At 37.7% G+C, this 20,785-nt stretch carries 20 protein-coding genes; 8 read left to right on the top strand and 12 right to left on the bottom strand.

What is annotated here, in order from left to right:
* Positions 1 to 2 precede the first annotated feature (2 nt).
* The gene (glyA, locus tag BM383_RS10055) at positions 3 to 1,277 is read right to left on the bottom strand and encodes a serine hydroxymethyltransferase (RefSeq protein ID WP_093025007.1); all 1,275 of its coding nucleotides are present in this window, start codon (positions 1,275 to 1,277) and stop codon (positions 3 to 5) included.
* A gap of 234 nt (positions 1,278 to 1,511) precedes the next feature.
* Between glyA and BM383_RS10050 the strand changes: the two genes are divergently transcribed.
* The gene (locus tag BM383_RS10050; RefSeq protein WP_093025006.1) at positions 1,512 to 2,693 is read left to right on the top strand and encodes a hypothetical protein; all 1,182 of its coding nucleotides are present in this window, start codon (positions 1,512 to 1,514) and stop codon (positions 2,691 to 2,693) included.
* A gap of 46 nt (positions 2,694 to 2,739) precedes the next feature.
* On the opposite strand, the gene ytxJ is transcribed toward BM383_RS10050, so the two are convergent.
* Positions 2,740 to 3,123 (bottom strand): bacillithiol system redox-active protein YtxJ, encoded by a 384-nt coding sequence (ytxJ, locus tag BM383_RS10045; RefSeq protein ID WP_093025005.1) that lies wholly within the window; start codon positions 3,121 to 3,123, stop codon positions 2,740 to 2,742.
* A gap of 158 nt (positions 3,124 to 3,281) precedes the next feature.
* Here ytxJ and clpB point away from each other — a divergent pair, with 158 nt between their 5' ends.
* Complete coding sequence (gene clpB, locus BM383_RS10040; RefSeq protein WP_093025004.1) at positions 3,282 to 5,879, top strand: ATP-dependent chaperone ClpB; 2,598 nt, start codon at positions 3,282 to 3,284, stop codon at positions 5,877 to 5,879.
* A gap of 103 nt (positions 5,880 to 5,982) precedes the next feature.
* Here clpB and BM383_RS10035 read toward each other — a convergent pair whose 3' ends face one another.
* From BM383_RS10035 to BM383_RS10020, 4 genes are all read right to left on the bottom strand, one after another.
* Complete coding sequence (locus BM383_RS10035) at positions 5,983 to 6,759, bottom strand: NYN domain-containing protein (RefSeq protein ID WP_093025003.1); 777 nt, start codon at positions 6,757 to 6,759, stop codon at positions 5,983 to 5,985.
* A gap of 18 nt (positions 6,760 to 6,777) precedes the next feature.
* On the bottom strand, positions 6,778 to 7,131 hold the full coding sequence (locus BM383_RS10030) for a DUF4870 domain-containing protein (RefSeq protein ID WP_093025002.1): 354 nt from the start codon (positions 7,129 to 7,131) through the stop codon (positions 6,778 to 6,780).
* A gap of 56 nt (positions 7,132 to 7,187) precedes the next feature.
* Positions 7,188 to 8,120 (bottom strand): mechanosensitive ion channel family protein, encoded by a 933-nt coding sequence (locus tag BM383_RS10025; RefSeq protein WP_093025001.1) that lies wholly within the window; start codon positions 8,118 to 8,120, stop codon positions 7,188 to 7,190.
* 238 nt (positions 8,121 to 8,358) lie between these two features.
* Entirely contained in the window at positions 8,359 to 8,859 is a 501-nt protein-coding gene (locus BM383_RS10020) for a Dps family protein (RefSeq protein ID WP_093025000.1), read from the bottom strand.
* 253 nt (positions 8,860 to 9,112) lie between these two features.
* Between BM383_RS10020 and BM383_RS10015 the strand changes: the two genes are divergently transcribed.
* On the top strand, positions 9,113 to 9,490 hold the full coding sequence (locus BM383_RS10015) for a hypothetical protein (RefSeq protein WP_093024999.1): 378 nt from the start codon (positions 9,113 to 9,115) through the stop codon (positions 9,488 to 9,490).
* 56 nt (positions 9,491 to 9,546) lie between these two features.
* On the opposite strand, the gene BM383_RS10010 is transcribed toward BM383_RS10015, so the two are convergent.
* Entirely contained in the window at positions 9,547 to 10,098 is a 552-nt protein-coding gene (locus BM383_RS10010) for a hypothetical protein (protein ID WP_093024998.1), read from the bottom strand.
* A gap of 10 nt (positions 10,099 to 10,108) precedes the next feature.
* Positions 10,109 to 11,095, bottom strand: a complete 987-nt coding sequence (locus BM383_RS10005) for a lipoate--protein ligase (protein WP_093024997.1) — start codon at positions 11,093 to 11,095, stop codon at positions 10,109 to 10,111.
* Between the two features lie 145 nt (positions 11,096 to 11,240).
* On the opposite strand from BM383_RS10005, the gene BM383_RS10000 reads away from it, so the two are divergent.
* Both BM383_RS10000 and BM383_RS09995 read left to right on the top strand, forming a co-directional pair.
* Positions 11,241 to 13,133, top strand: a complete 1,893-nt coding sequence (locus tag BM383_RS10000) for a tetratricopeptide repeat-containing sensor histidine kinase (protein WP_093024996.1) — start codon at positions 11,241 to 11,243, stop codon at positions 13,131 to 13,133.
* A 4-nt stretch (positions 13,134 to 13,137) separates the two neighbouring features.
* Positions 13,138 to 13,803, top strand: coding sequence for a response regulator (locus BM383_RS09995; protein WP_093024995.1), 666 nt, complete (start codon positions 13,138 to 13,140; stop codon positions 13,801 to 13,803).
* Positions 13,804 to 15,073: 1,270 nt separating this feature from the next.
* Here BM383_RS09995 and BM383_RS09990 read toward each other — a convergent pair.
* Both BM383_RS09990 and BM383_RS09985 read right to left on the bottom strand, forming a co-directional pair.
* Positions 15,074 to 15,355, bottom strand: a complete 282-nt coding sequence (locus tag BM383_RS09990) for a GIY-YIG nuclease family protein (RefSeq protein WP_093024994.1) — start codon at positions 15,353 to 15,355, stop codon at positions 15,074 to 15,076.
* A 113-nt stretch (positions 15,356 to 15,468) separates the two neighbouring features.
* Entirely contained in the window at positions 15,469 to 15,681 is a 213-nt protein-coding gene (locus BM383_RS09985) for a hypothetical protein (RefSeq protein ID WP_093024993.1), read from the bottom strand.
* Positions 15,682 to 16,370: 689 nt separating this feature from the next.
* Between BM383_RS09985 and BM383_RS09980 the strand changes: the two genes are divergently transcribed.
* Positions 16,371 to 17,117 carry a hypothetical protein gene (locus tag BM383_RS09980; protein WP_093024992.1) on the top strand — a complete coding sequence of 249 codons (747 nt, stop codon included), beginning with the start codon at positions 16,371 to 16,373 and terminating at the stop codon, positions 17,115 to 17,117.
* A gap of 578 nt (positions 17,118 to 17,695) precedes the next feature.
* On the opposite strand, the gene BM383_RS09975 is transcribed toward BM383_RS09980, so the two are convergent.
* A complete protein-coding gene (locus BM383_RS09975) occupies positions 17,696 to 18,322 on the bottom strand; it encodes a hypothetical protein (RefSeq protein ID WP_093024991.1) in 627 nt (208 codons plus the stop codon).
* 388 nt (positions 18,323 to 18,710) lie between these two features.
* Between BM383_RS09975 and BM383_RS09965 the strand changes: the two genes are divergently transcribed.
* A complete protein-coding gene (locus tag BM383_RS09965) occupies positions 18,711 to 19,103 on the top strand; it encodes an endonuclease domain-containing protein (RefSeq protein ID WP_093024989.1) in 393 nt (130 codons plus the stop codon).
* Between the two features lie 256 nt (positions 19,104 to 19,359).
* Here the strand turns inward: BM383_RS09965 and BM383_RS09960 are convergent, their stop codons facing one another.
* Positions 19,360 to 19,989, bottom strand: coding sequence for a hypothetical protein (locus tag BM383_RS09960; protein ID WP_143106397.1), 630 nt, complete (start codon positions 19,987 to 19,989; stop codon positions 19,360 to 19,362).
* A 189-nt stretch (positions 19,990 to 20,178) separates the two neighbouring features.
* Here BM383_RS09960 and BM383_RS18835 point away from each other — a divergent pair, with 189 nt between their 5' ends.
* Positions 20,179 to 20,757, top strand: coding sequence for a hypothetical protein (locus BM383_RS18835; RefSeq protein ID WP_177229103.1), 579 nt, complete (start codon positions 20,179 to 20,181; stop codon positions 20,755 to 20,757).
* The last annotated feature ends 28 nt before the right edge of the window (positions 20,758 to 20,785 follow it).

Below are 20,785 nucleotides of genomic sequence, written 5' to 3'. Positions count from 1 at the left end.
TCTTAGAATGTAAACAATGGTTTTTCGCTCATCAAAGCATTTACTTTAATAGCTACGGCTTCTAAAGCTTCTTCATTATCGGCATTCATCAATGCTTCATCAATATAAGCAACAATCGTTTTCATATCGTCTTCTTTACATCCTCTAGAAGTTACAGCTGCAGCTCCAATACGAATACCGCTGGTTACAAACGGACTCTTATCATCAAAAGGGACCATGTTTTTGTTTACAGTGATATCTGCCTTACCTAAAGCTTCTTCAGCTGCTTTTCCTGTAATATCTTTATTTCTAAGGTCTATCAACATCATGTGATTGTCAGTTCCACCAGAAATAATGTTGTATCCTTTAGCAACAAGTTCTTCAGCTAAAGTAGCTGCGTTTTTCTTTACTTGTAGCATATAGGTCATAAATTCATCAGACAATGCTTCTCCAAAAGCAATTGCTTTTGCAGCAATAATGTGCTCTAATGGTCCACCTTGGTTTCCTGGAAAAACAGCACTATCAAACAAAGAAGACATTTTACGAACGACTCCTTTTGGCGTTTTTAATCCGAATGGGTTGTCAAAATCTTCTCCCATTAAAATCATTCCTCCTCTTGGTCCTCTCAACGTTTTGTGCGTTGTAGTAGTTACTACGTGACAGTAAGGAATTGGATCGTTCAAGATACCTTTTGCGATGAGACCCGCTGGGTGCGAAATATCGGCCATTAAAATAGCACCTACTGCATCAGCAATTTCTCTAAATCTTTTAAAATCGATATCTCTTGAATATGCAGAAGCACCAGCAATAATTAATTGTGGTTTTTCTTCTTTAGCAATCGCTTCGATTTTATCGTAGTTCAACATACCAGTCTCCTGCTCTACTCCATAAAATACAGGATTGTATAATTTACCAGAAAAGTTTACTGGCGAACCGTGTGTAAGGTGTCCTCCGTGAGAAAGATCGAATCCTAAGATTTTATCACCTGGCTTCAAACAAGCAGCAAAAACAGCTGTGTTAGCCTGCGATCCACTGTGTGGTTGTACGTTTGCGTATGTAGCACCAAACAATGCTTTAGCACGTTCAATAGCAATGGTTTCTATTTCATCTACTACTTCACATCCACCATAATAGCGCTTTCCAGGATATCCTTCTGCGTATTTGTTGGTTAAAATAGAGCCCGCAGCCTCCATTACTTGTTCGCTTACAAAGTTTTCAGAAGCAATCAGTTCTAATCCGTGAATTTGTCTGTCTTTTTCAGCCTCAATAAGTTCAAAAATCTGTTCGTCGCGTTGCATGAGTATTTGATTTCGTGTATTTAATAAAAAGCAAAAGTACTAAAAAGATGTTTTTCAAAAACACATCTGCACCTAGATTTATTTTCAATTTATTAAAAACTAATTAACAAACGGTATCCGTCATTTTTCATAAGAAAAAAAGAGGACTAAATTTTTTAAGATTTTTTTAATACGTTTGCGCATAAGTACTGGCATTATCCTTGTTTAGCGTATTGTAACAACAAACTTTCGCTTATGAAAAAAATTACTTTAATACTATTAATTTGTTTATTTACAGCTTGTAGCGGCGTTAAAAAAACCGAATCAGCATTACTGAATGGTAATTATGATGTAGCAATTCAAACCGCTTTAGATAAGCTTAGAAATAACAAAGATCGAAGAAATGCAGATGAATATATTCTTTTGTTAGAAGAAGCATTTCAAAAAGCAGTTTCTAAAGATAAGGACAGAATTATTCTGTTGAAAAAAGATGCAAATCCAGCTAATTATGAGACCATTTATCATTTATACGAGCAGTTAATTGCCAGACAAGAAAATTTAAAACCCATTTTGCCTTTACATTTCGAAAAAAAGTCAAGACAGGTAGCTATTAAAATGGTTGATTACACGGACGATTTGTTGAATGTAAAAAGAGATTTAGTTGCTTATTTGTATCAAAATGCTAGTGAAGCATTAGTTGAAGACCATACAAAACAAGAATACCGAGCTATTTTTAATGAATTAAGTTATATTCAGGAATTACAACCAAATTATTCAGAGACGATAGCTTTACTGCAAGAAGCTAAAGAAAAGGGCACAGTTCACGTAGCAATTCAATTGTTTAATTCTACAGAAATGGTAATTCCATACCAACTAGAAGATGATTTATTAAATTTTAGCACTTACGGAGTAAGTTCTGACTGGGTTATTTTTTATAATGATATAGCAACTAGTGAGTTGTATGATTATGAACTACAACTAAATTTTACAGAGTTAAATATTTCACCAGAAATTGTAAAAGAGAAAGAAATTATTAAAGAAAAACAAGTGAAAGATGGCGAAAAATATGTGTACGATGATAACGGAAACAAGGTGAAAGACAGCTTGGGCAACGCTATTAAAGTAGATAATTACACTACTGTGGTTGCTACTTTTTATCAATTTATGCAGCGGAAACAAGCAAAAATAAAGGCTTATGCTACTTTGTTTGATTTAACCACTAATCAATTGATAGACAACTATCCATTGCAGAGTGAATTTATTTTTGAAAATAGGTACGGAAAATATAAAGGTGATAAAAGAGCACTGTCTGAGGATTTTGATGATTTGTTGTCTGAAAGAGCCTTGGATTTTCCTTCAGACGAACAAATGATTTATGATGCTGGTGAAGATATTAAGCAACAATTAAAAAAGGTGATCACGAGATATTCCTTATAAAAAAGCACTCCAATTGGAGTGCTTTTTGGTTCTATTGATTTTCTATTTAAGCAAACTGTTCTAAAATCACATCGTTGATAGCTCCGTGTGAAGCTTCTGCCACCACTTCTCCATTTTTCAAAACAATCAATTGCGGACTTTGATGTACTACCATAAATTTTTCTGCCACAGCATTAGAAATTGGTCTGTTAGCCAATAAATCTAAATAATATAATTTCACACCGCTTTCAGCATTACTTTCATTTTCAAAACTGCGCTTTACCATTGCACTAATTCCACAAGATGTACTGTGTTTAAAAATAGCCACTGTTTCTGAACTGCTTTGTGCGGCAATTGTATCAAGCTGTTCTATTGAATTTAATTCATTCCATGGGAAATCAGTTTTACTTTCATTCCCTCCTTTACCAAAAATGCTGTTAAATATACCCATATTGTTCGTATGTTAAGTACCTTTATAATACCGATAGAAAGACAAAATGTCTGCTAAAAACCGTATCAATACTGACTTTTTGTCTTTTTATTCCTTTGGAACAGCAATTGCTATTCACTCTGCAAAAGTATAAATAAAATAAGAAAGATATAAAAGCTATGAACTTCAATAATTTCACAATTAAATCACAAGAGGCCATTCAACAGGCGCAGCAAATTGCGCAAGGTTATGGACATCAGCAGATTGAAAATGAACACATTTTCAAGGCTATTGCTGAAGTAGACGAAAATGTACTTCCATTTTTATTAAAAAAACTGAATGTGAATGTTCAGTTGTTACATCAAATAGTAGATAGTACACTACAAAGTTTTTCAAAAGTTAGCGGTGTAGATATTATGTTGTCTCGTGAAGCCGGTAAAAGTTTGAATGAGGCATCTGCGATTGCTAAGAAAATGGGAGACGAATATGTCTCTATTGAACATATTTTGATTGCTATTTTTAAATCGAAAAGTAAGATTGCACAGATTTTAAAAGATCAAGGTGTAAATGAAAAGGATTTAACAGCTGCCATTAAAGAGTTACGCAACGGAGAAAAAGTTACTTCCCAAAGTGCCGAAGAAACCTACAACTCTTTAAACAAATACGCTAAGAATTTAAATGATTTGGCGGAGTCTGGAAAGTTAGATCCTGTCATTGGTCGTGATGAAGAAATCCGTAGAATTCTGCAGATTTTATCGCGTAGAACCAAAAACAATCCTATGCTAATTGGGGAACCTGGTGTAGGTAAAACAGCCATTGCAGAGGGATTAGCACACCGTATTGTACAAGGTGACGTTCCTGAAAATTTAAAAGATAAGGTAATTTACTCCTTGGATATGGGTGCATTGATTGCCGGAGCCAAATACAAAGGGGAGTTTGAAGAACGATTAAAAGCAGTTGTAAAAGAAGTTACTAGTGCCGAAGGTGATATTGTGCTATTTATAGACGAGATCCACACCTTGGTAGGTGCTGGTGGCGGACAAGGTGCTATGGATGCTGCAAACATCTTAAAACCTGCGCTAGCACGTGGAGAGTTGAGAGCTATTGGTGCTACAACTTTAGATGAATACCAAAAGTATTTTGAAAAAGATAAAGCATTGGAACGTAGATTTCAAAAGGTACAGGTGAACGAACCCGATACTGAAAGTGCTATTTCCATCCTCCGTGGTATCAAAGAGAAATACGAGGCACACCATAAAGTACGTATTAAAGACGAAGCAATTATTGCGGCGGTTGAGTTATCACAACGCTATATTACCAATCGTTTTTTACCAGATAAAGCGATTGACTTAATGGATGAAGCTGCTTCTAAATTGCGTATGGAAATCAACAGCAAGCCTGAAGAATTGGACGTGCTGGACAGAAAGATCATGCAGTTAGAAATTGAGATTGAAGCTATCAAGCGTGAAAATGATGAAGTAAAACTGAAATCTTTAAATGCTGACTTAGCGAATCTTAAAGAAGATCGAAACACTATCTATGCAAAATGGCAATCTGAAAAAGATGTAGTTGATAAAGTACAGGCTGCCAAAGAAGCTATTGAACAATACAAATTAGAAGCTGAAAGAGCCGAGCGTGATGGTGATTATGGTAAGGTGGCTGAGCTGCGTTATGGTAAAATCAAAGAAGCTCAGGAGCAATTAGATACACTTCAACAAGAACTTGAAGCAAAAGAAGCTAATTCGCTTATAAAGGAAGAAGTTACCAATGATGATATCGCTGAAGTTGTGGCTAAATGGACTGGCATACCGGTAACAAAAATGTTACAAAGCGAACGTGAAAAACTATTGCGATTAGAAGATGAATTACACCATCGTGTGGTAGGTCAAGAAGAAGCTATCGCTGCGGTTTCCGATGCTATTCGACGTAGTCGTGCCGGTTTGCAAGATGCGAAAAGACCAATTGGTTCTTTCCTATTCCTTGGGACAACTGGAGTTGGTAAAACCGAGTTGGCAAAAGCCCTGGCAGAGTATTTATTTGATGATGAAAATGCCATGACACGAATCGATATGAGTGAATACCAAGAACGTCACAGTGTAAGTAGATTGGTAGGTGCGCCTCCGGGATACGTGGGTTATGATGAAGGTGGACAATTAACAGAAGCTGTGCGTAGAAAACCATATTCTGTAGTCTTGCTAGATGAGATTGAAAAAGCACATCCGGACACCTTCAATATTCTTTTACAAGTATTGGATGAAGGTAGATTAACTGATAATAAAGGACGTGTGGCCGACTTTAAAAATACCATCATAATCATGACAAGTAATATGGGAAGTCACATCATCCAAGAGAAATTTGAAGCTACGAAGGATGTTCAGGCGGCTACAGAAATTGCGAAAACAGAAGTATTAGGCTTACTAAAACAAACAGTTCGCCCTGAATTCTTAAACCGTATTGATGACATTGTGATGTTTGCTCCGTTGACAAACGCCGATATTAAGTCAATTGTACGTTTACAATTGAAAGCAGTTGGTAAAATGTTAGCAAAACAAAACATTACACTTGATGCTACGGAAGAAGCAATTGATTTCTTATCCGTTAGAGGATACGATCCACAGTTTGGTGGTAGACCTGTAAAACGAGTGATTCAGAGAGAAGTGTTGAATGCTCTCTCTAAAGAAATTCTGAAAGGCTCCATCACAACTGAAAGTGTGATTCTCATTGATGCCTTTAATGATGAATTGGTGTTTAGAAACCAAGAAGCATTGGTAGATTGAAGAGCATTGGGAATTCCCAATACAACTTTATAATTCATTTAAAAAGCCCTGAATGGTCACTTGTACCAGATCAGGGCTTTTTCTTTGCAAACTAGAAAATCGTTTATTTCATTTTCACTAGCGGATGGTTTAATCCGCCAACTACGTTTTTCAATACGGTATATTTTTCCAAATTAGCAAATAACTTGGTTAAGTTACTATATCCATAAGCTCTAGCATCAAAACCAGGATCTATTTTACGAATGTTTGCCCCTACTTTTGATAAATGTGCTTCGTCTTCAGAATCATTTAAAGAAATTTGAAATGCTTTATTTATGGTAGCGGCATCTTCTTTAGACAATTTCACAAACTTTTGTTTTGGAGTTACTTGTATGGTATTTGTTGCTTTTGACTTGGAATTCTTTGTACGTTCTACTTCCGGAACATCCTCTTCCAAATGTTGCACTAAGTTTTCAGTATACGTGAATACTTCACAAGATTTTACAAAAGCCTGCGGGGTTTTCTTCTCGCCTATTCCCATCACAAATAATCCTTCTTCGCGAATACGTTTGGCCAACCCTGTATAATCACTATCACTAGAAACAATACAGAATCCTTCAATACGATCGCTGTGTAGAATGTCCATTGCGTCAATAATCATGGAACTATCGGTAGAGTTTTTTCCGGTAGTATAAGAGAATTTTTGAATTGGACTTATGGAATGCTGATTGATGGTACTCTTCCAACTGTTCATGTGGTGAGAAGTCCAGTCGCCATAAATACGGCGAATGGTTGCTTTTCCATATTTAGAGGCTTCTTCTATAACTTCTTTAATCAATTTTGCTTGTGCATTGTCACCATCGATCAATACAGCTATGTTGAATTTGTGTTCGGTATTCATTTATAATGTATGATTCTTTTATTTTATGAACTGAATGCTCAACGGATAACTAGGTTCTTGTCCCCTATTTACCTTGATAGCATTCACTATTGGCATGATAAACCCTAGAATGGCAATAGCAATAGGTAGTATAACACCTAAGCCTAGTGTAATGACCATCAACGGAATACTTGCTATTGTATATACCAAGATACTCAATTGGAAATTTAGGATCATTTTTCCATGATGATCCATCCCATATATTTTGTCTTTTTGAGTAAGCCAAATCACTAGTGGTGCAATAAGTCCACCAAAACCAGTTACATAATCTAGTAGCTGACTCAAATGTGTTAATACCAATGTTTGATTATCTTCTTTTAAAGCGTAATTCATGTCTATTTATTTTTGATTGAACACTTTATCAGTCGTTATCTCTTCGATATGTTACACTATTCACTATCTGAATTTTTTGCACTGCCCTTTTCTTGTACCGTCATAGGGTTTGTAAAATTGATGGTACGTATTGGGAATGGAATGTTGATGTTATGCTGATCGTATGCTTTTTTGATCTTCATTATCGCTTCTCCCTTTGCTTCACGAATATTGATTAGTTTCGCAGCATTGACCCAAAAGCGCAACTCATAATTGATAGAACTATCTCCAAACTCTGTGTAGAAGAATTGAACTTCATTTTCTCTACCGCTATCTTTAGATAATTCTTTAGCTACTTTAATGGTTACTTCCCGTACCATTTCCAGATTACTTTCATACCCAACTCCACAAGTAAGAATCACTCTGGCTTGAGAATTTGTACTATAGTTCTTAAGACTGTTTTCCACTACCAATCGGTTTGGCACATACACTAGTTTATTATCAACTTGGCGAATGGTTGTATTTCTTAAATCGATATCTAAAACTTCTCCAGTATAGCCATTGGTTTCCACCCAATCACCAATTTTAATATTATCCACTACTGAAAGCATGATTCCTGAAAAAGTATTGCTTAGAGTACCTTGCAACGCCAAACCAACTGCTAAACCGGCAACTCCCGCACCTGCTAATATGGTAGTTAGAACTTTACTTAAGTTCATAATTCCCAACGCCAGTATCATACCAATGAGGATGACCATAACAGATACTATTTTAGAAATCATGATCTTTATAGACCGTTGCATTTTGGTCTTGTGCAATAAGCGAAGTGTAAATTTGCTTATATAACCAGAGAGCAAGAATGCAGCCACAAAGACCAATATTGCCAATATGAAATTAGGAAGATTTACGACAATAGCATCAAACCAGTCACCTAGTTTAGTTACCATCTTATCCCAAGCTGTTTTAAATTGCTCGTTAATTTCTTCTGTGGTTTCTTCTTGATAAAACATATATAGAAAGAGTTGGAGTTGTTAGTCAGTTTTAAAAGTACAGTAAAAAATCAGTATATAAAAAAACTATTCCCCGTGGAGTGAAGAATAGTTTTGGTGGTAACCATGAAGTGTAGCCCAAATTTATTCTGTAATTAATAAATTCCCTAAATGTGACTACCCTGAAGTATTGGTGATTTATAGCTGCGAACCTGAGAACTCCCAATAGCTTCACTACATGGTGTATGTACAATGCAAATTAATGCATTTCTTTTTTCTCTAATGTCTGTGTGGTTTTCTTTAACCAAACATTTAACATCCATGATGTTTTTTCTAACTCACGAATATAAGCTCCTAATAAATCGATGGAACCTTCATCGTTGTTATCATCTGCTTTGTTAAGCGTTTTACGCATCTGAGCAATTACCGTAGTTTGATCTTCTAACAAGGTTTTTACCATTTCAACATCCTTTAAATCAGATGGAGACTCTTTTAAGTTAGAAATTTCTAAGTATTCGGTATAATTACTTACCGGTTGGTATTCCAATGCTAAAATACGCTCTGCAATTTCATCTATTTTTACCTGAGCATCCGTGTACATTTCTTCGAACTGTTCATGTAAATCAAAGAAGTTATGTCCAAGAACATTCCAGTGAAAGTTACGAATTTTTTGGTAATACATGTGATAGTCTGCCAATAAAACGTTGAATTCAAAAACGGTTTTAGCAGTTTTTTCTTTATCTAATTTTAAATAATCCATAGTATCTTTTTGTTTTTTATTTCTACAATAAAAGTACTATGAATACAGGGCTGCATCAACTTTTTTAGAAATGTTTAAGTGTGGTTTAACATTCCATTATTATTAGCTGTAATGCTCTTTTGAAAGGTACAAAATATTAGTCTTATTTGTGGTCTATACCCTATTTTACTTTTGTTGTTAAAAAAAAGTAAGAAACACGTTCTTAAAAAAGCAGCAAACTGTTAACTTTGTAGCAATACTAAAAACATTCATTTTGAAGAATCGTAAAGCAATAAAACTCCTTAACAAGCTCATCGATGATGTGGAGCGCAATGGTATCATCACCAATACTATTGTAGAAGATCTAAAAAGTCTAAGACCTTACGCGGTAGAAGAGCAACAACCACTTTTAGCGAAGACCATTCGTTTGTTGTTTGAACATATAGAAACCTATGATAAGTTTGATATTCCAATTCCGGAAGAAGAGCCTATCGAAGGATTTGAAGAAGAAACAAGCACAACGGAAGACTTTGATCCTTCAGAAAGTATGCTGTATGTATTGAACTTGATTGCCGAACCGGACAATAAAGGAAACAAGCAAGACCTTAGAGGATATGTAGCCTCTTTGCAAGCTTACGCCGAAGAAAACTAAACAGTTTTTACTATAAACACCATCCCTTCCTAATTGGAGGGGATTTTTTGTATCCGCTATTTTTGAAGTTGTAAACGAGATTCCAGAAATTCTGCAAAGAATTCTATATCATCTTTCACATATTTTTCCTGTTCATCCTGAAACCCTAACAATTCATGCCGTTGATGATTGCGGTCTACCAATACCAAAAGTCCCTCATAGCTAAACTGATCTAGTTCGTTCACCTCTACTAAAATTTGGGCAATGTTTGTTCGGTCATAAACTTGTGTACGGTTTGCTGTTTGAATTTCTATGGCATGTTGACGAATGACCTTTACCTTTCCATTACTTCGTTTTTTGGCTAGCAACCGCTGGTAGGTCAGAAAAGCTGATGTCAACATAAAAAAAAGCGCACTTACTATTTCCATCTTTAGTAAAACCGCATCTGCACTTGCTTGCCAAGCAAAATAAACTATGACAAAGAAGGAAACTATTGGAAATATCACCAAACCAACTATCGTGAGTATATCGAGTTTTGACTTTCCCAATACTATTTGATTTGGAGTCATTGTAAACGCAATCTTATGGCGTTTTAATTTGGAAGCCGCTATGGAATGTTGCGCGTTCATTCAACAAAGTTTAGATAAAAACAGTTAGCAGTTCCTCTTTGGTCACTTTTCCAAAGTACAGGGTTACGTCTATAGCCTCAAAGAGTTCTGTAAGCATCTGCACATCATGTTTTTTATTTATGAGCATGTTTTCTAAGTCTTCAATAGGCTTTTCGGCAAAGAAATCACCAAAAATCTTGGCTTTTTCAATGATGCCTCCCTTCGCTACTTCCAAATGCACTTCAATAAAGCCCGCCGGAATTTTAACTGCCTGTTGAAAATTGTATTTCGGAGAAAAGCCAAAGTTCCAATCCCAAGTATCGTATTTTTCTAATACTAAGACTTCAATAGCTTCAATATCCTCTTGTGTTAACGAATAGCGCCGGCTCCCCGGATTGTCTTGCTCAATTGCTGCTATCAATAATGTTTTGAAAGACTCTGTTGTAGTGCCTTCCGGAAGGTAATGAATTAAATTAGTCACTCTGGCACGGTTTGACTTTACCGCTTTATCCTTGTACTTCAAAGGGTTTATTTTTAAGACATCGCCTAAAACACTCATTTCAGAATCTATTAAAATAGTACCATGCTGAATCATTTTTCCCTGGCGCCCTAATTTTGCATTTCCGCTGAACTTCTTTCCGTCTACCAATAAATCGTTTCTACCTTCCAATTTAGCAGGAACGTTTAACGATTGCAACAAACGAACCACCGGCTCTGTAAACGTACTAAAGTCCATAAACTCACTGGTGTTTAATTGGGTATGAAAAGAGAAGTTCAAGTTTCCCATATCGTGGTATACCGTTCCGCCACCGCTCATTCTACGCACTACTTTAATATCCTTTTCCTTTACATATTCCAGATTGATCTCTGCCAATGTATTTTGAAACTTTCCAACTATGATCGAAGGAGCATTGATGTACAATAAGAAAATATCTTCCGTTGGGAATTTGGATAGTAAATATTCTTCTGTAGCTATATTGAAATATGCATTGTTTGAAGGCGACTCTATAATAAGCATAGGTATGAGTTCTAATTGTTCGTCAAAAACCTCAAAATTAAGGTAAATATACCGTATGCTATACTACTAGTACTTCTTTTTTACATGCTCATAAGTTAGACCCTAAATTGCTTCCGTCTGTATAAAAAGTTTGTATTTTAGCCCTATGAACATCAATAAACGGTTTGTTAGCATCGCAGTACTCTTCTTAAGCCTTCTATTTGGGATGCAAGCTCAAGAAGGAATTTCTACCCCTGCTGTTTTTGATCAAAGCTGGCGCAAAGCACATACTGCGGAAGAAATTCAGCAAGCGTTGCAAACCGTAGTGGCTGAAGCAAAGGAACAACATGATTCCCTAACCCTTCAAAGAGCCTATCGATATCAATTTCATTATGCTACTAAACAGTCTTTCCCTGATGTACTAGAGGCTTCCTTTTCACAGTACTATCAACTGAGCGAAAGCCTACAGGATACAAGCGCTTTACAATATGCCCTTCGCCGAAAAGCACGTTTCTATTATGATCAAAACAATTATTTTGAAGCCCTAAAGGCCTTTGAGCAAGAACTGGTGTTTGCCAATGCCCGGCAGGAACTTAAAGATCAAGTGTACCTTTACCGATATATTGCCAGTTTGCAAAGTAAGCTCGGACTGTATTTTGAGAGTGAAGCCACTGTATTGCAAGCATTGCGGATGCTTCCGGAGAACGAAGCCACTTACGAATCCCTAACCGGTTTGTATAATCAGTTAGGGATCATTTACAAAGAACGCGACCAATTTGAAGAAGCCCGTAGCTATTATGAAAAGAGTCGTTCTTTCAGTACCAAGCCAGATCACCTTCAAACTATACAAAACAATGTAGCCAACGTATATGTGGAAGCCGGTAACTATCCAAAAGCTATTTCGCTATTTGAAGACCTGCTCAGCCGTATCGACAGCATTGCCGATACCAAAGACTATGCCCGCGCACTAGACAATTTGGGCAAGACGCTCACCCTTCAACACGATGCCCATGCCCTATCCTATTTACAGCGTGGATTGGACTTAAGAACCCAACTGAACTATGCCACCGGTATCTACAGTAGCTATTACCATCTGGCAATATATTATCAAACCTTTGGACAACACTCGAAAGCCTTGTACTATGCAAGCCAAGCATTGGCCATTGCTGAAACGCATGCCTTTCAAGAAGAGCTTTTGGAAATATATCAATTGCTCATCAGTTTGGGAGCCACGGAATATGCTACCGACTATTTACGAATGAAAGACAGTATAGACCATGCCATTCAACTACAAGCCGAAAAATATGTTGCTTACAAATACAATTACCGTAAAGAACATCAACTTGCAGAAGCTAATCACCTTAAATACCAACAAAGTGAACTAGAACGGCAAGTAGCAACCCAACATACCATTATTTGGCAATTGGTAGCCGGCATTACCCTACTCCTCTTTGCTGGCGGACTATGGCTTTACCGTAATTATCGAAAGCGAAAAGCGCAGCAAGCCATTTATGCCACCGAAACCCGAATTGGGAAACAAATACATGACGAGATCGCCAATGATATTTACCAAACCATGCAGAAAGTAACATACAGCGTGGTAGACCAAGATCAATTGCTTACCCAGCTAGATGGTATTTATCAACGCAGTAGAAATATCTCCAAAGCCCATAGTAGTATTGTAACCGATGGACACTTTCAAGAAGCATTGCAAGACCTGTTGCACAGCTACCAAGCACCCGAGCTTATATTGGTGAGTACCGGAATGACTACCATTGCCTGGGAAGAACTCTCCGAAGCCCGAAAAATATGTCTGTACCGAGTACTTCAAGAATTTATGACCAATATGCGCAAACACAGTAAGGCTACACTTGTAAAGCTCTCCTTTACCATGAAAGGTAAAAAGCTTTATGTGACTTATACTGATAATGGCGTAGGAACTGATACCCTTTCTAAAAGTGGTTTACAGCATGCGGAAAACCGTATCCGAGCTTTGAACGGAAGCCTTACCTTTACCACAGCAAAAGATAAAGGCTTCCAAGCCACGATGATCCTATAGGCCTATGTTCCAGAAAATACTCATAGCAGAAGACTTGCACAGCATTACCGAAGGCGTTCAGTATCTATTGAACACTTTGGGCATTCCGCAAATACAACACGTACAGTATTGTGACGATGCTATGCTCCGTTTGAAAAAAGCACACATGGATGCAGTACCTTTTGAGGTACTTATTACCGATCTTTCTTTTAAGACCGATCACCGATCACAACAACTTACCGATGGCGAAGCACTTATACGTGCTGTGAAAGCCGCTTTTCCGGAGGTACAGATCATTGCATATTCTATAGAAGACCGCAACCAACGTGTGAAACGATTGGTACAAGAAGTAGGTATTCAGGCTTATGTATGTAAAGGACGTCATGGGATACAAGAACTGCAAACTGCTCTTGAAAGCTTATGGCGCGGGGAAACGTATGTTTCACCACAAGTAGCCCATGCCCTGCATCCGCAGAACGATTTGAATATTGAAGACTTTGATATAGCGCTTTTAGCCCATTTGGCTCAAGGCTTGAGTCAGACTGAGATTAGTAGAGAATTTAAAGCGAAGAACATTCAGCCTCATAGTTTAAGTGCCATTGAAAAGCGTATCAACAAATTAAAGATCATGCTAAAATCGGCTAATGCGGTTCAATTAATTGCTGTGTCTAAAGACTTGGGATTGATCTGATTCTAAACCTTCTGTATTTTCTTTTGGGTTTATTTCACTTCCGTTACGGAAAACCGTAATTCCATCACGCTTACTCCGCTTACCTTTGCTGCTGCTGTAGCAGTTGGTGCCAATTTTGGTAAATTAAGGGTTGGGGGATCTTTAAATGTGTACCACTGCTGCAGTTTTTTTGTTGTGGGATGTTGCCTTTCGATTGGAGAGATCCTGAAACGAGTTCAGGATGACGTGGGATTCGGGGTGTGTATTTTTGAGAATAAAGGTTTGGGTATAAGCGCCAAGTTTTACCCTAACGGGTTGCTACTTTTTTATTCGTTGTTTATTTATTGTCTTTAATGAACTCATGATGTGCTTCGCAGTTCTTGATAAAAAAGTAACCAAAAAATATTCATTCAATTATATTGTTTTATGAGGTATTCATGAATCTTCGATTTCAAGACTGTCTAAAGGCGATTGCCTCGCGCACCGTTCATTCTCGAAGCTCCATGCTTATTGCCTTGCAATGCACTTCCGCTTCTTCATTCACTATCGCTGGTAGACAGTCATAAAACGCTGCGCTTTACTCACTCTGATGTAATTTTTACTATGTGGTTGAAAAATCTCTTCGTAGGCCGATTGAAGCTTCACTCGGGTGTGTTTATATTTGATTTCATTCACTATCGCTGGTAGACAGTCACCAAAGCGCTACTCTTTAATTACTCTGATGTGATTTTGCTTGGAGTATTTTAAGCAGATCCTGCTCTTCTCTTAGTAAGATCCTGAAACGAGTTCAGGATGACGTGTGGTTCAAGATGACGGTTTATAGCTATTCGCTTTCGGTGGCTGAGTGGTTTGTTGAATGTAATGGAGCAAAGTGTACCGAAGCCGTTTTGTTATGAATGTATTGTCTTTCGACTCAGCTCTATTCGTAGTGAGATCCTGAAGCGAGTTCAGGATGACGTTGGATTCAGGATGACGTAGAAGTATTTTAAATACATTTTGCCGAAGCGCCTGATGGCCTCTTCGCTAAAACAGTTCACTGAACTGTTTCTTTACGCTCTATCCTGCGTCGCTCAACCGCTCCTGAATCTCGGAGCTTTGCTCGGATATATTCTGAAAAAAGGGAGGTAAACTTCACTCGGATGTGATTTCGCTTAGTGTTTTTTAGATTATTTAATCAGTTATATAGTGAAATGAGTTCATGGTGACATGGGGTTATCGTTTCTTCTAATGAGATCCTGAAACAAGTTCAGGATGACGTGGGGTTTGGGGTGACGTGGGGTTTGGGTGATGGTTATTCTATGTAGATGGTTTCTAGGTTTGGGTTCTTTTGTTTGATGAGATTCCATTTCCATTCTCTTCTCCAGTTTTTAAGTTGTTTTTCTCTTCTTATGGCTTGTTCAATCTCGTTGAATTCTTCGACGTAGATTAATTCTGTGAGGTTGTATTTTGTTGTGAATATGGCCCCGCGTTTTTTGTTGTGTTGGTCTATCCGGTGTTTGAGATTGGAGGTTACGCCTATGTATAAAGTGGTTTTGTTTTTGTTGGTGAGGATATAGATGTAGGATGTTTTCATGGGATGTTGTGCTTTGATTGGTGAGATCCTGAAACGAGTTCAGGATGACGATGAGTTTGGGATGACGTGGGGGTTGGGTGCTATGGGATTGGAAGGGTTGGTTTGGGAGTGGGTTATCGGATGGGTTTGAAGTTATCCGGGTTTCCTGTGGGTGGTTTTGGGATGCCGTGGTACCGGTAAAATTCATCAAAGGTGATGGCATGGTGCGCTTCTTTTTGATAATGGTTTCTGATTTTTTTAATTAGTTTTCTGCTGGTTGCTTCTCCAGTTCCTGTAAGTGTCATTACGTCTTTGGTAGTGACAAAAATTCGGTTGAGTTTTAACATGATCAACGGTTTTAAAAATTACAATTTATGTTCAATATATAGTGGCAAGTATGGTCTATCTTGCTCGTGAGTTTTGCTCCTTTTCACTTACCACGTGGAATGGTCGTGGTTGCATCGTGGATGGTATGTCGATGCTCTGTGATTGCCTCGGGGAATTGTCGGGGGATTCATAGGGAATCGTCGACCGGCAGTCGGCATTTTGTCGGGGGATTGTCGTGAACTTGTCGGGGGATTGTCGTGAAACGGTCGGCTTTTGTCGTGGGTGTATCGTGGGGACGTCGTGGAACACCATTGTTCTAGTCGTGAATATTTCTGGTTGCCGTTTGTTTATCTACGTACTTTTTTTGTTCTATTTCTTCTTTTCACGAACTAATTTTTGGGGTAGCCTTGTTTCTATTTATCAAGGGATTTCCTATCGCTTTTCAAACTACCATTCCTAGTTACAGAAAACCCCTCTTAAATTATTATCACATTGCTAAATTGAATAAAAAAAATTAAATCACCAAATTTTTACTCAATTATTTTGCTGTATATCAGATGATTGCCCACTTTGTTCGTATTTCCGACCGGTAAAAACCGACAAAAAGTGACCAAAACCATCAAAAACCTTCAAAAGCTGGTAACGTATTATGAATGTGCGATTTAGCTTTTTATATTGCGGCATTATTAATCTTTAAATTTTATAAGCCATGGCAAAGAACCAGGGAATTATTCGATTGAGAGGTAGCATTGATGGTGTTACTTATTCTGAAGGGCAGAACGGACGTACCAGTCGTTCACGCAGTAATCTTGACAAGGATAAAATGGAAGGCAACAGCAATTTTGATTACATTCGATTGCTGCAACAGGAACTGAGTTTGTACTCCAAGTATGGCGCTCTATTACGTAGCGGTGTAAAGCTAGAGCTTAACCGAGTGAAGGCCACACGAGGGGTACAACGCCTGAACAAAATCCTGAATCAGGTAAAGAATCTTGACACTACCAGTCCGCTAGGATCACGTAACGTTACCAATGGATTGAGCGGAAATGCCGGAAAAGCGTTGCTACATGGTTTTGACTTTTACGGAAGAAGTTCGGTCTATGATGTATTTGAAACACCTTTTGCTATTGATGAAGCCACGGGTGTACTTACCATTACTGATTTGGTACCTGCTGATGCAGTGATTAAACCTTCTGCTGCTACGCATCTGCAGTTTAGGTTGGTGGTTATGAATTTGGATGGACCCGAACTGCTAGAGGAACATAGCAGTAGTAACTCTGTGTATTTGCCTTTTGATGACACTACTACTACGGTTACGCTGACTCCGACGAGTTTGCCTACCGGAGGACAAACCCGCTTTTATGTATTGCAAATTTTGTTTTATCTGGAAGTGAACGGATTTAAGCAACTTATTGGTGCGGATTCGGCTGCTTTGACGATTGTTCAAGTTGAGTAGTGTGTTTTCCTTTTTGGTTTTTAAAGAGTCCTCTTTCTGTTGTAGAAAGGGGGCTTTTTTTTTGTTGCTGTAAAAAGTTTAAAGTGAAAGGTTTACGGTTTTTATTTGGTTTTATGGTGTTTTATGAGTGAGTTTGAGTATAGCCGCTGTGTATTACCCTTTCAGGGTTATTCATTTCTTTTATTCGTAAACTTCTATTGTTTTTAAAGGTACTCATGATGTGCTACGCAGTTCTTGATACAAAACGAACCAAAAGATCAAGACTGTCTAAAGGCGATTGCCTCGCGCACCGCTCATTCTCGAAGCTCCATGCTTATTGCCTTGCAATGCACTTATGCCAGCCCGCCATCTAGCCTCTGCACTGAAACAGTTCACTGAACTGTTTCTTTACGTTTGATCTCATTCACTATCGCTGGTAGACAGTCACCAAAGCGCTACGCTTTACTCACTCTGATGTGATTTTGCTTGGAGTATTTTAGGCAGATCCTGCTCTTCTCTTAGTAAGATCCTGAAACTAGTTCAGGATGACGTATGGGTTCGGGGTGATGGATTTTTAGAATGAAGTGTTAAAGGTTTTTCTAACTATATGCTTGTTTGTTTTCTAGCTCCTGAAGATTTTTTAGTTCATTGTTTTCTTCTTCTATCATATCTTTATAAGTGGATATAAGTTCTTGAAATAGTATTTCTTTTTTTCGTAGGGATTTATTACGCTTAAAGATTTTTCTAGTTAGTCTTGCTATGTACATAAAAAACAAGGCCATACATGCCAATAATAGTCCTGTTAAGACAATATTTTTCTTTAATTGTTTTTCAATGGTATGGTCTAAAGCTTTGTTTAACGCTGATGTGATTTCCTCTATGCTTAATTGGCCTTCGTCTTCATATAAAATTATTAAAGCTTCTTTTAAGGTTTTACCTGTGGTGATGGCGTATTCTTGTTTTGTACCGTTAACTAAGATTGTTTTTACATTCTGGTCTTCTAACAGTGTACCGGGTTTTGAAATTAAAAATATACCTGCTACTAATAATGTGAGCGCTATGGCTATGATTACTATGTATTTTATAATATGATATGTACTGTTGATATTCCTTTTCAGTTGGGTCTTGGCTCCTTTTTCAGATTGTTGTATTAATTGTTCCTGCTTTGCTTCAAAAGTTTTAAGTCTTTGATGCTTTTGTTCTATCAGTTCGGTTAAAGGAAACATTGATTTATTTTTTTGTTATTTACTATGGGTTGAATACTGACAAATATAGTAAAAACAAGGGTTGTTATGTTATAACGTTTGATTTTTTAGCTACCTACTTCCACTCTTTAGAGAATTGTTTTTATGTTTTAGATGATGGATGGAAGTTTTGCGCAGTTCAAGCTTTGCGTTTTGACACACCCCAACAGAAGTAAAAATTTAGAAATTGGGAAGTTAGAAGTTTTGGATAGTTCAAGCTGACCGTTTTAACACACCCCTGGCCCCTCTCAAGAGGGGAAGGTTTGGTGCTTCTTTTGGTATTGCGTTTGGACACACCGCTGGTGCCTTTCAAGAGGGGAAGTTAGAGTGGCTGTAATATTTTGTAATTTTAAAGAAAACTGGAATTGTTATGAAACGAAAGATTATTCCATACAATCCTAAGTTGACTGCTTTAGCCAAGGAACTTCGGAATAACAGCACCCGTACTGAAATAAAACTTTGGAATCGGTTGAAGCGAAAACAATTCTATGGTTATGATTTTCACAGGCAAAAGCCTCTACTCGACTACATTGCTGATTTTTACTGTTATGAACTTGCCCTTGTCATTGAAGTAGATGGGTATTCTCACCAATTGGAAGAAACTTATTTGAAGGATGTGAAAAAGCAACAAGCTCTTGAGGCTGTTGGTCTTTCGGTATTACGGTTTACGGATGATGAAGTTTGGAATGAGTTTGAATCGGTGCTGTATCGGATTGAGGATTTTATATTGAAATTTGAGGAGGGTATTGGTGAGCGGTTGTAGATTTAGTAGTGTTTACGTTGGGACACACCCCATTTGAAGTACGAATTTAGAAGTGGAAAATTAGAAGTTTTGAATAGTATAAGCTTTACGTTTTAACACACCCCTAGCCCCTCTCAAGAGGGGAAGGTTTGGTGCTTCTTTTGGTATTGCGTTTTGACACACCCCTGGCCCCTCTCAAGAGGGGAAGTGATTGTGACTTCTTTTGGATTTTGGTTTTGACACACCCCTGGTGCCTTTCACGAGGGGAAGGTTTTCTTTAGTCTTCTAGTTCTATGATGCAATCGAAGTAGCAGTGCATTTCGGAGACGTGTACGAAGGTGAAGTCTTCGAATCCTTCCAGTTCGCCGTCTGGATAGATGGTGTCTATGTATTGATGGAACAGGTGTTCGCCGATGATGTTGAGGGTTATGAAATGGAGGGCTTGGTATAGATAGGGATGGTCTTTGAGATATTGGAATTCGGGAAAGCGTAGGATGAGGAATCCTTTTTTGGTACCGTCTAAGTTGCGAATAAAAATGAATTCTATATGGTTCATTTGTATGCGGAGGTCATCTAAAATAAACGGTTGGTCTCTGAGCAGGTCTTCGCGGTCCATTGGGGAAAATAGCACCTGGATGATGAGGCCTTCTATAACGGGGGCATCTTCGGCAATGATGGGGACATACCAATAGGCATCTGGATCGCCTTCTACGGTGATGGTGAGTATGGTTGTTTCGGTATCTGGTCTGGATTGGATCATGGCGCCCAGCGAAGGATGTATTTCTTCCAGCATCTCGTTCATGCGTTCGAAATATTCTACGTTTTCGAGCATGCTATTGTTGGTTCTTGGTAAGTTTTCCATTAAGCTTGTGGTTACTTTCCAAAAGTTAATGATCTCTTCTTTCATACCGCTTCTATTTATCTGTGGTTCTTTTGTTTATGAAGATATGGAATTTGGATTTAAGTTTGAAGTTTAAAGTAAAAAGCATTAAGCTAGAAGTTTGTTGCAGTTCATAATCGTGAAAATAAAGCGATCAATTCCCCTTTGTTATAAGTATCCTTAAAAAATTATCTATAAATTTGTTTCTCTATACTTATGACTTTTAAACCATACGAAATATTATCGGCCTTACTACCGGGCTTTTTGTTGCTGATAGCGCTTTTTATTTTTTTAGATATCCCCTATCAAAAAGATTATATCGTAGCTTATACAGCCATTGCTTTTTTGATAGGATTTGTAGTGAGTGCCTTAAGTAGTTGGTTGGAGGGCGTGTATTATTTTACTTGGGGCGGTAAACCATCGGAACGATTACTAAATGGAAAAAGCGTTTGGAAAGTTCCATTTTATGAAGCTGAGAAAGTAAAATCTATTTTAGCAAAACACTGGCATACCGAAAATGTTAGCAATGATGCGCTATACGCATTAGCGATACGTTATGCTAATGGTCACAAAGATTCTAGAATCAATGAATTTAGTGCGAACTATGCCTTTGCAAGAGTATTGCTCACCACTTTGTTGTTAATTTTATGTGTGATGCTGTATGCACATTACGGGCATTGGCAACACTACCTATTCTTATGTATTGTACTTATCATTGTTTGGCTGCGCTGTAAACAAAGAGCTTATTATTATGCTAGAGAGGTGCTTAATGAGTATTTAAACGGACACGAATAACTATAAGCTTATTGAGGTACAATTTAGA

The sequence above is a fragment of the Pustulibacterium marinum genome (genome assembly GCF_900116665.1).
GTDB classification, from domain to species: domain Bacteria; phylum Bacteroidota; class Bacteroidia; order Flavobacteriales; family Flavobacteriaceae; genus Pustulibacterium; species Pustulibacterium marinum.
Note: the sequence above shows the minus strand (reverse complement) of the source record. Positions and strands in the feature narration are given on the sequence as shown.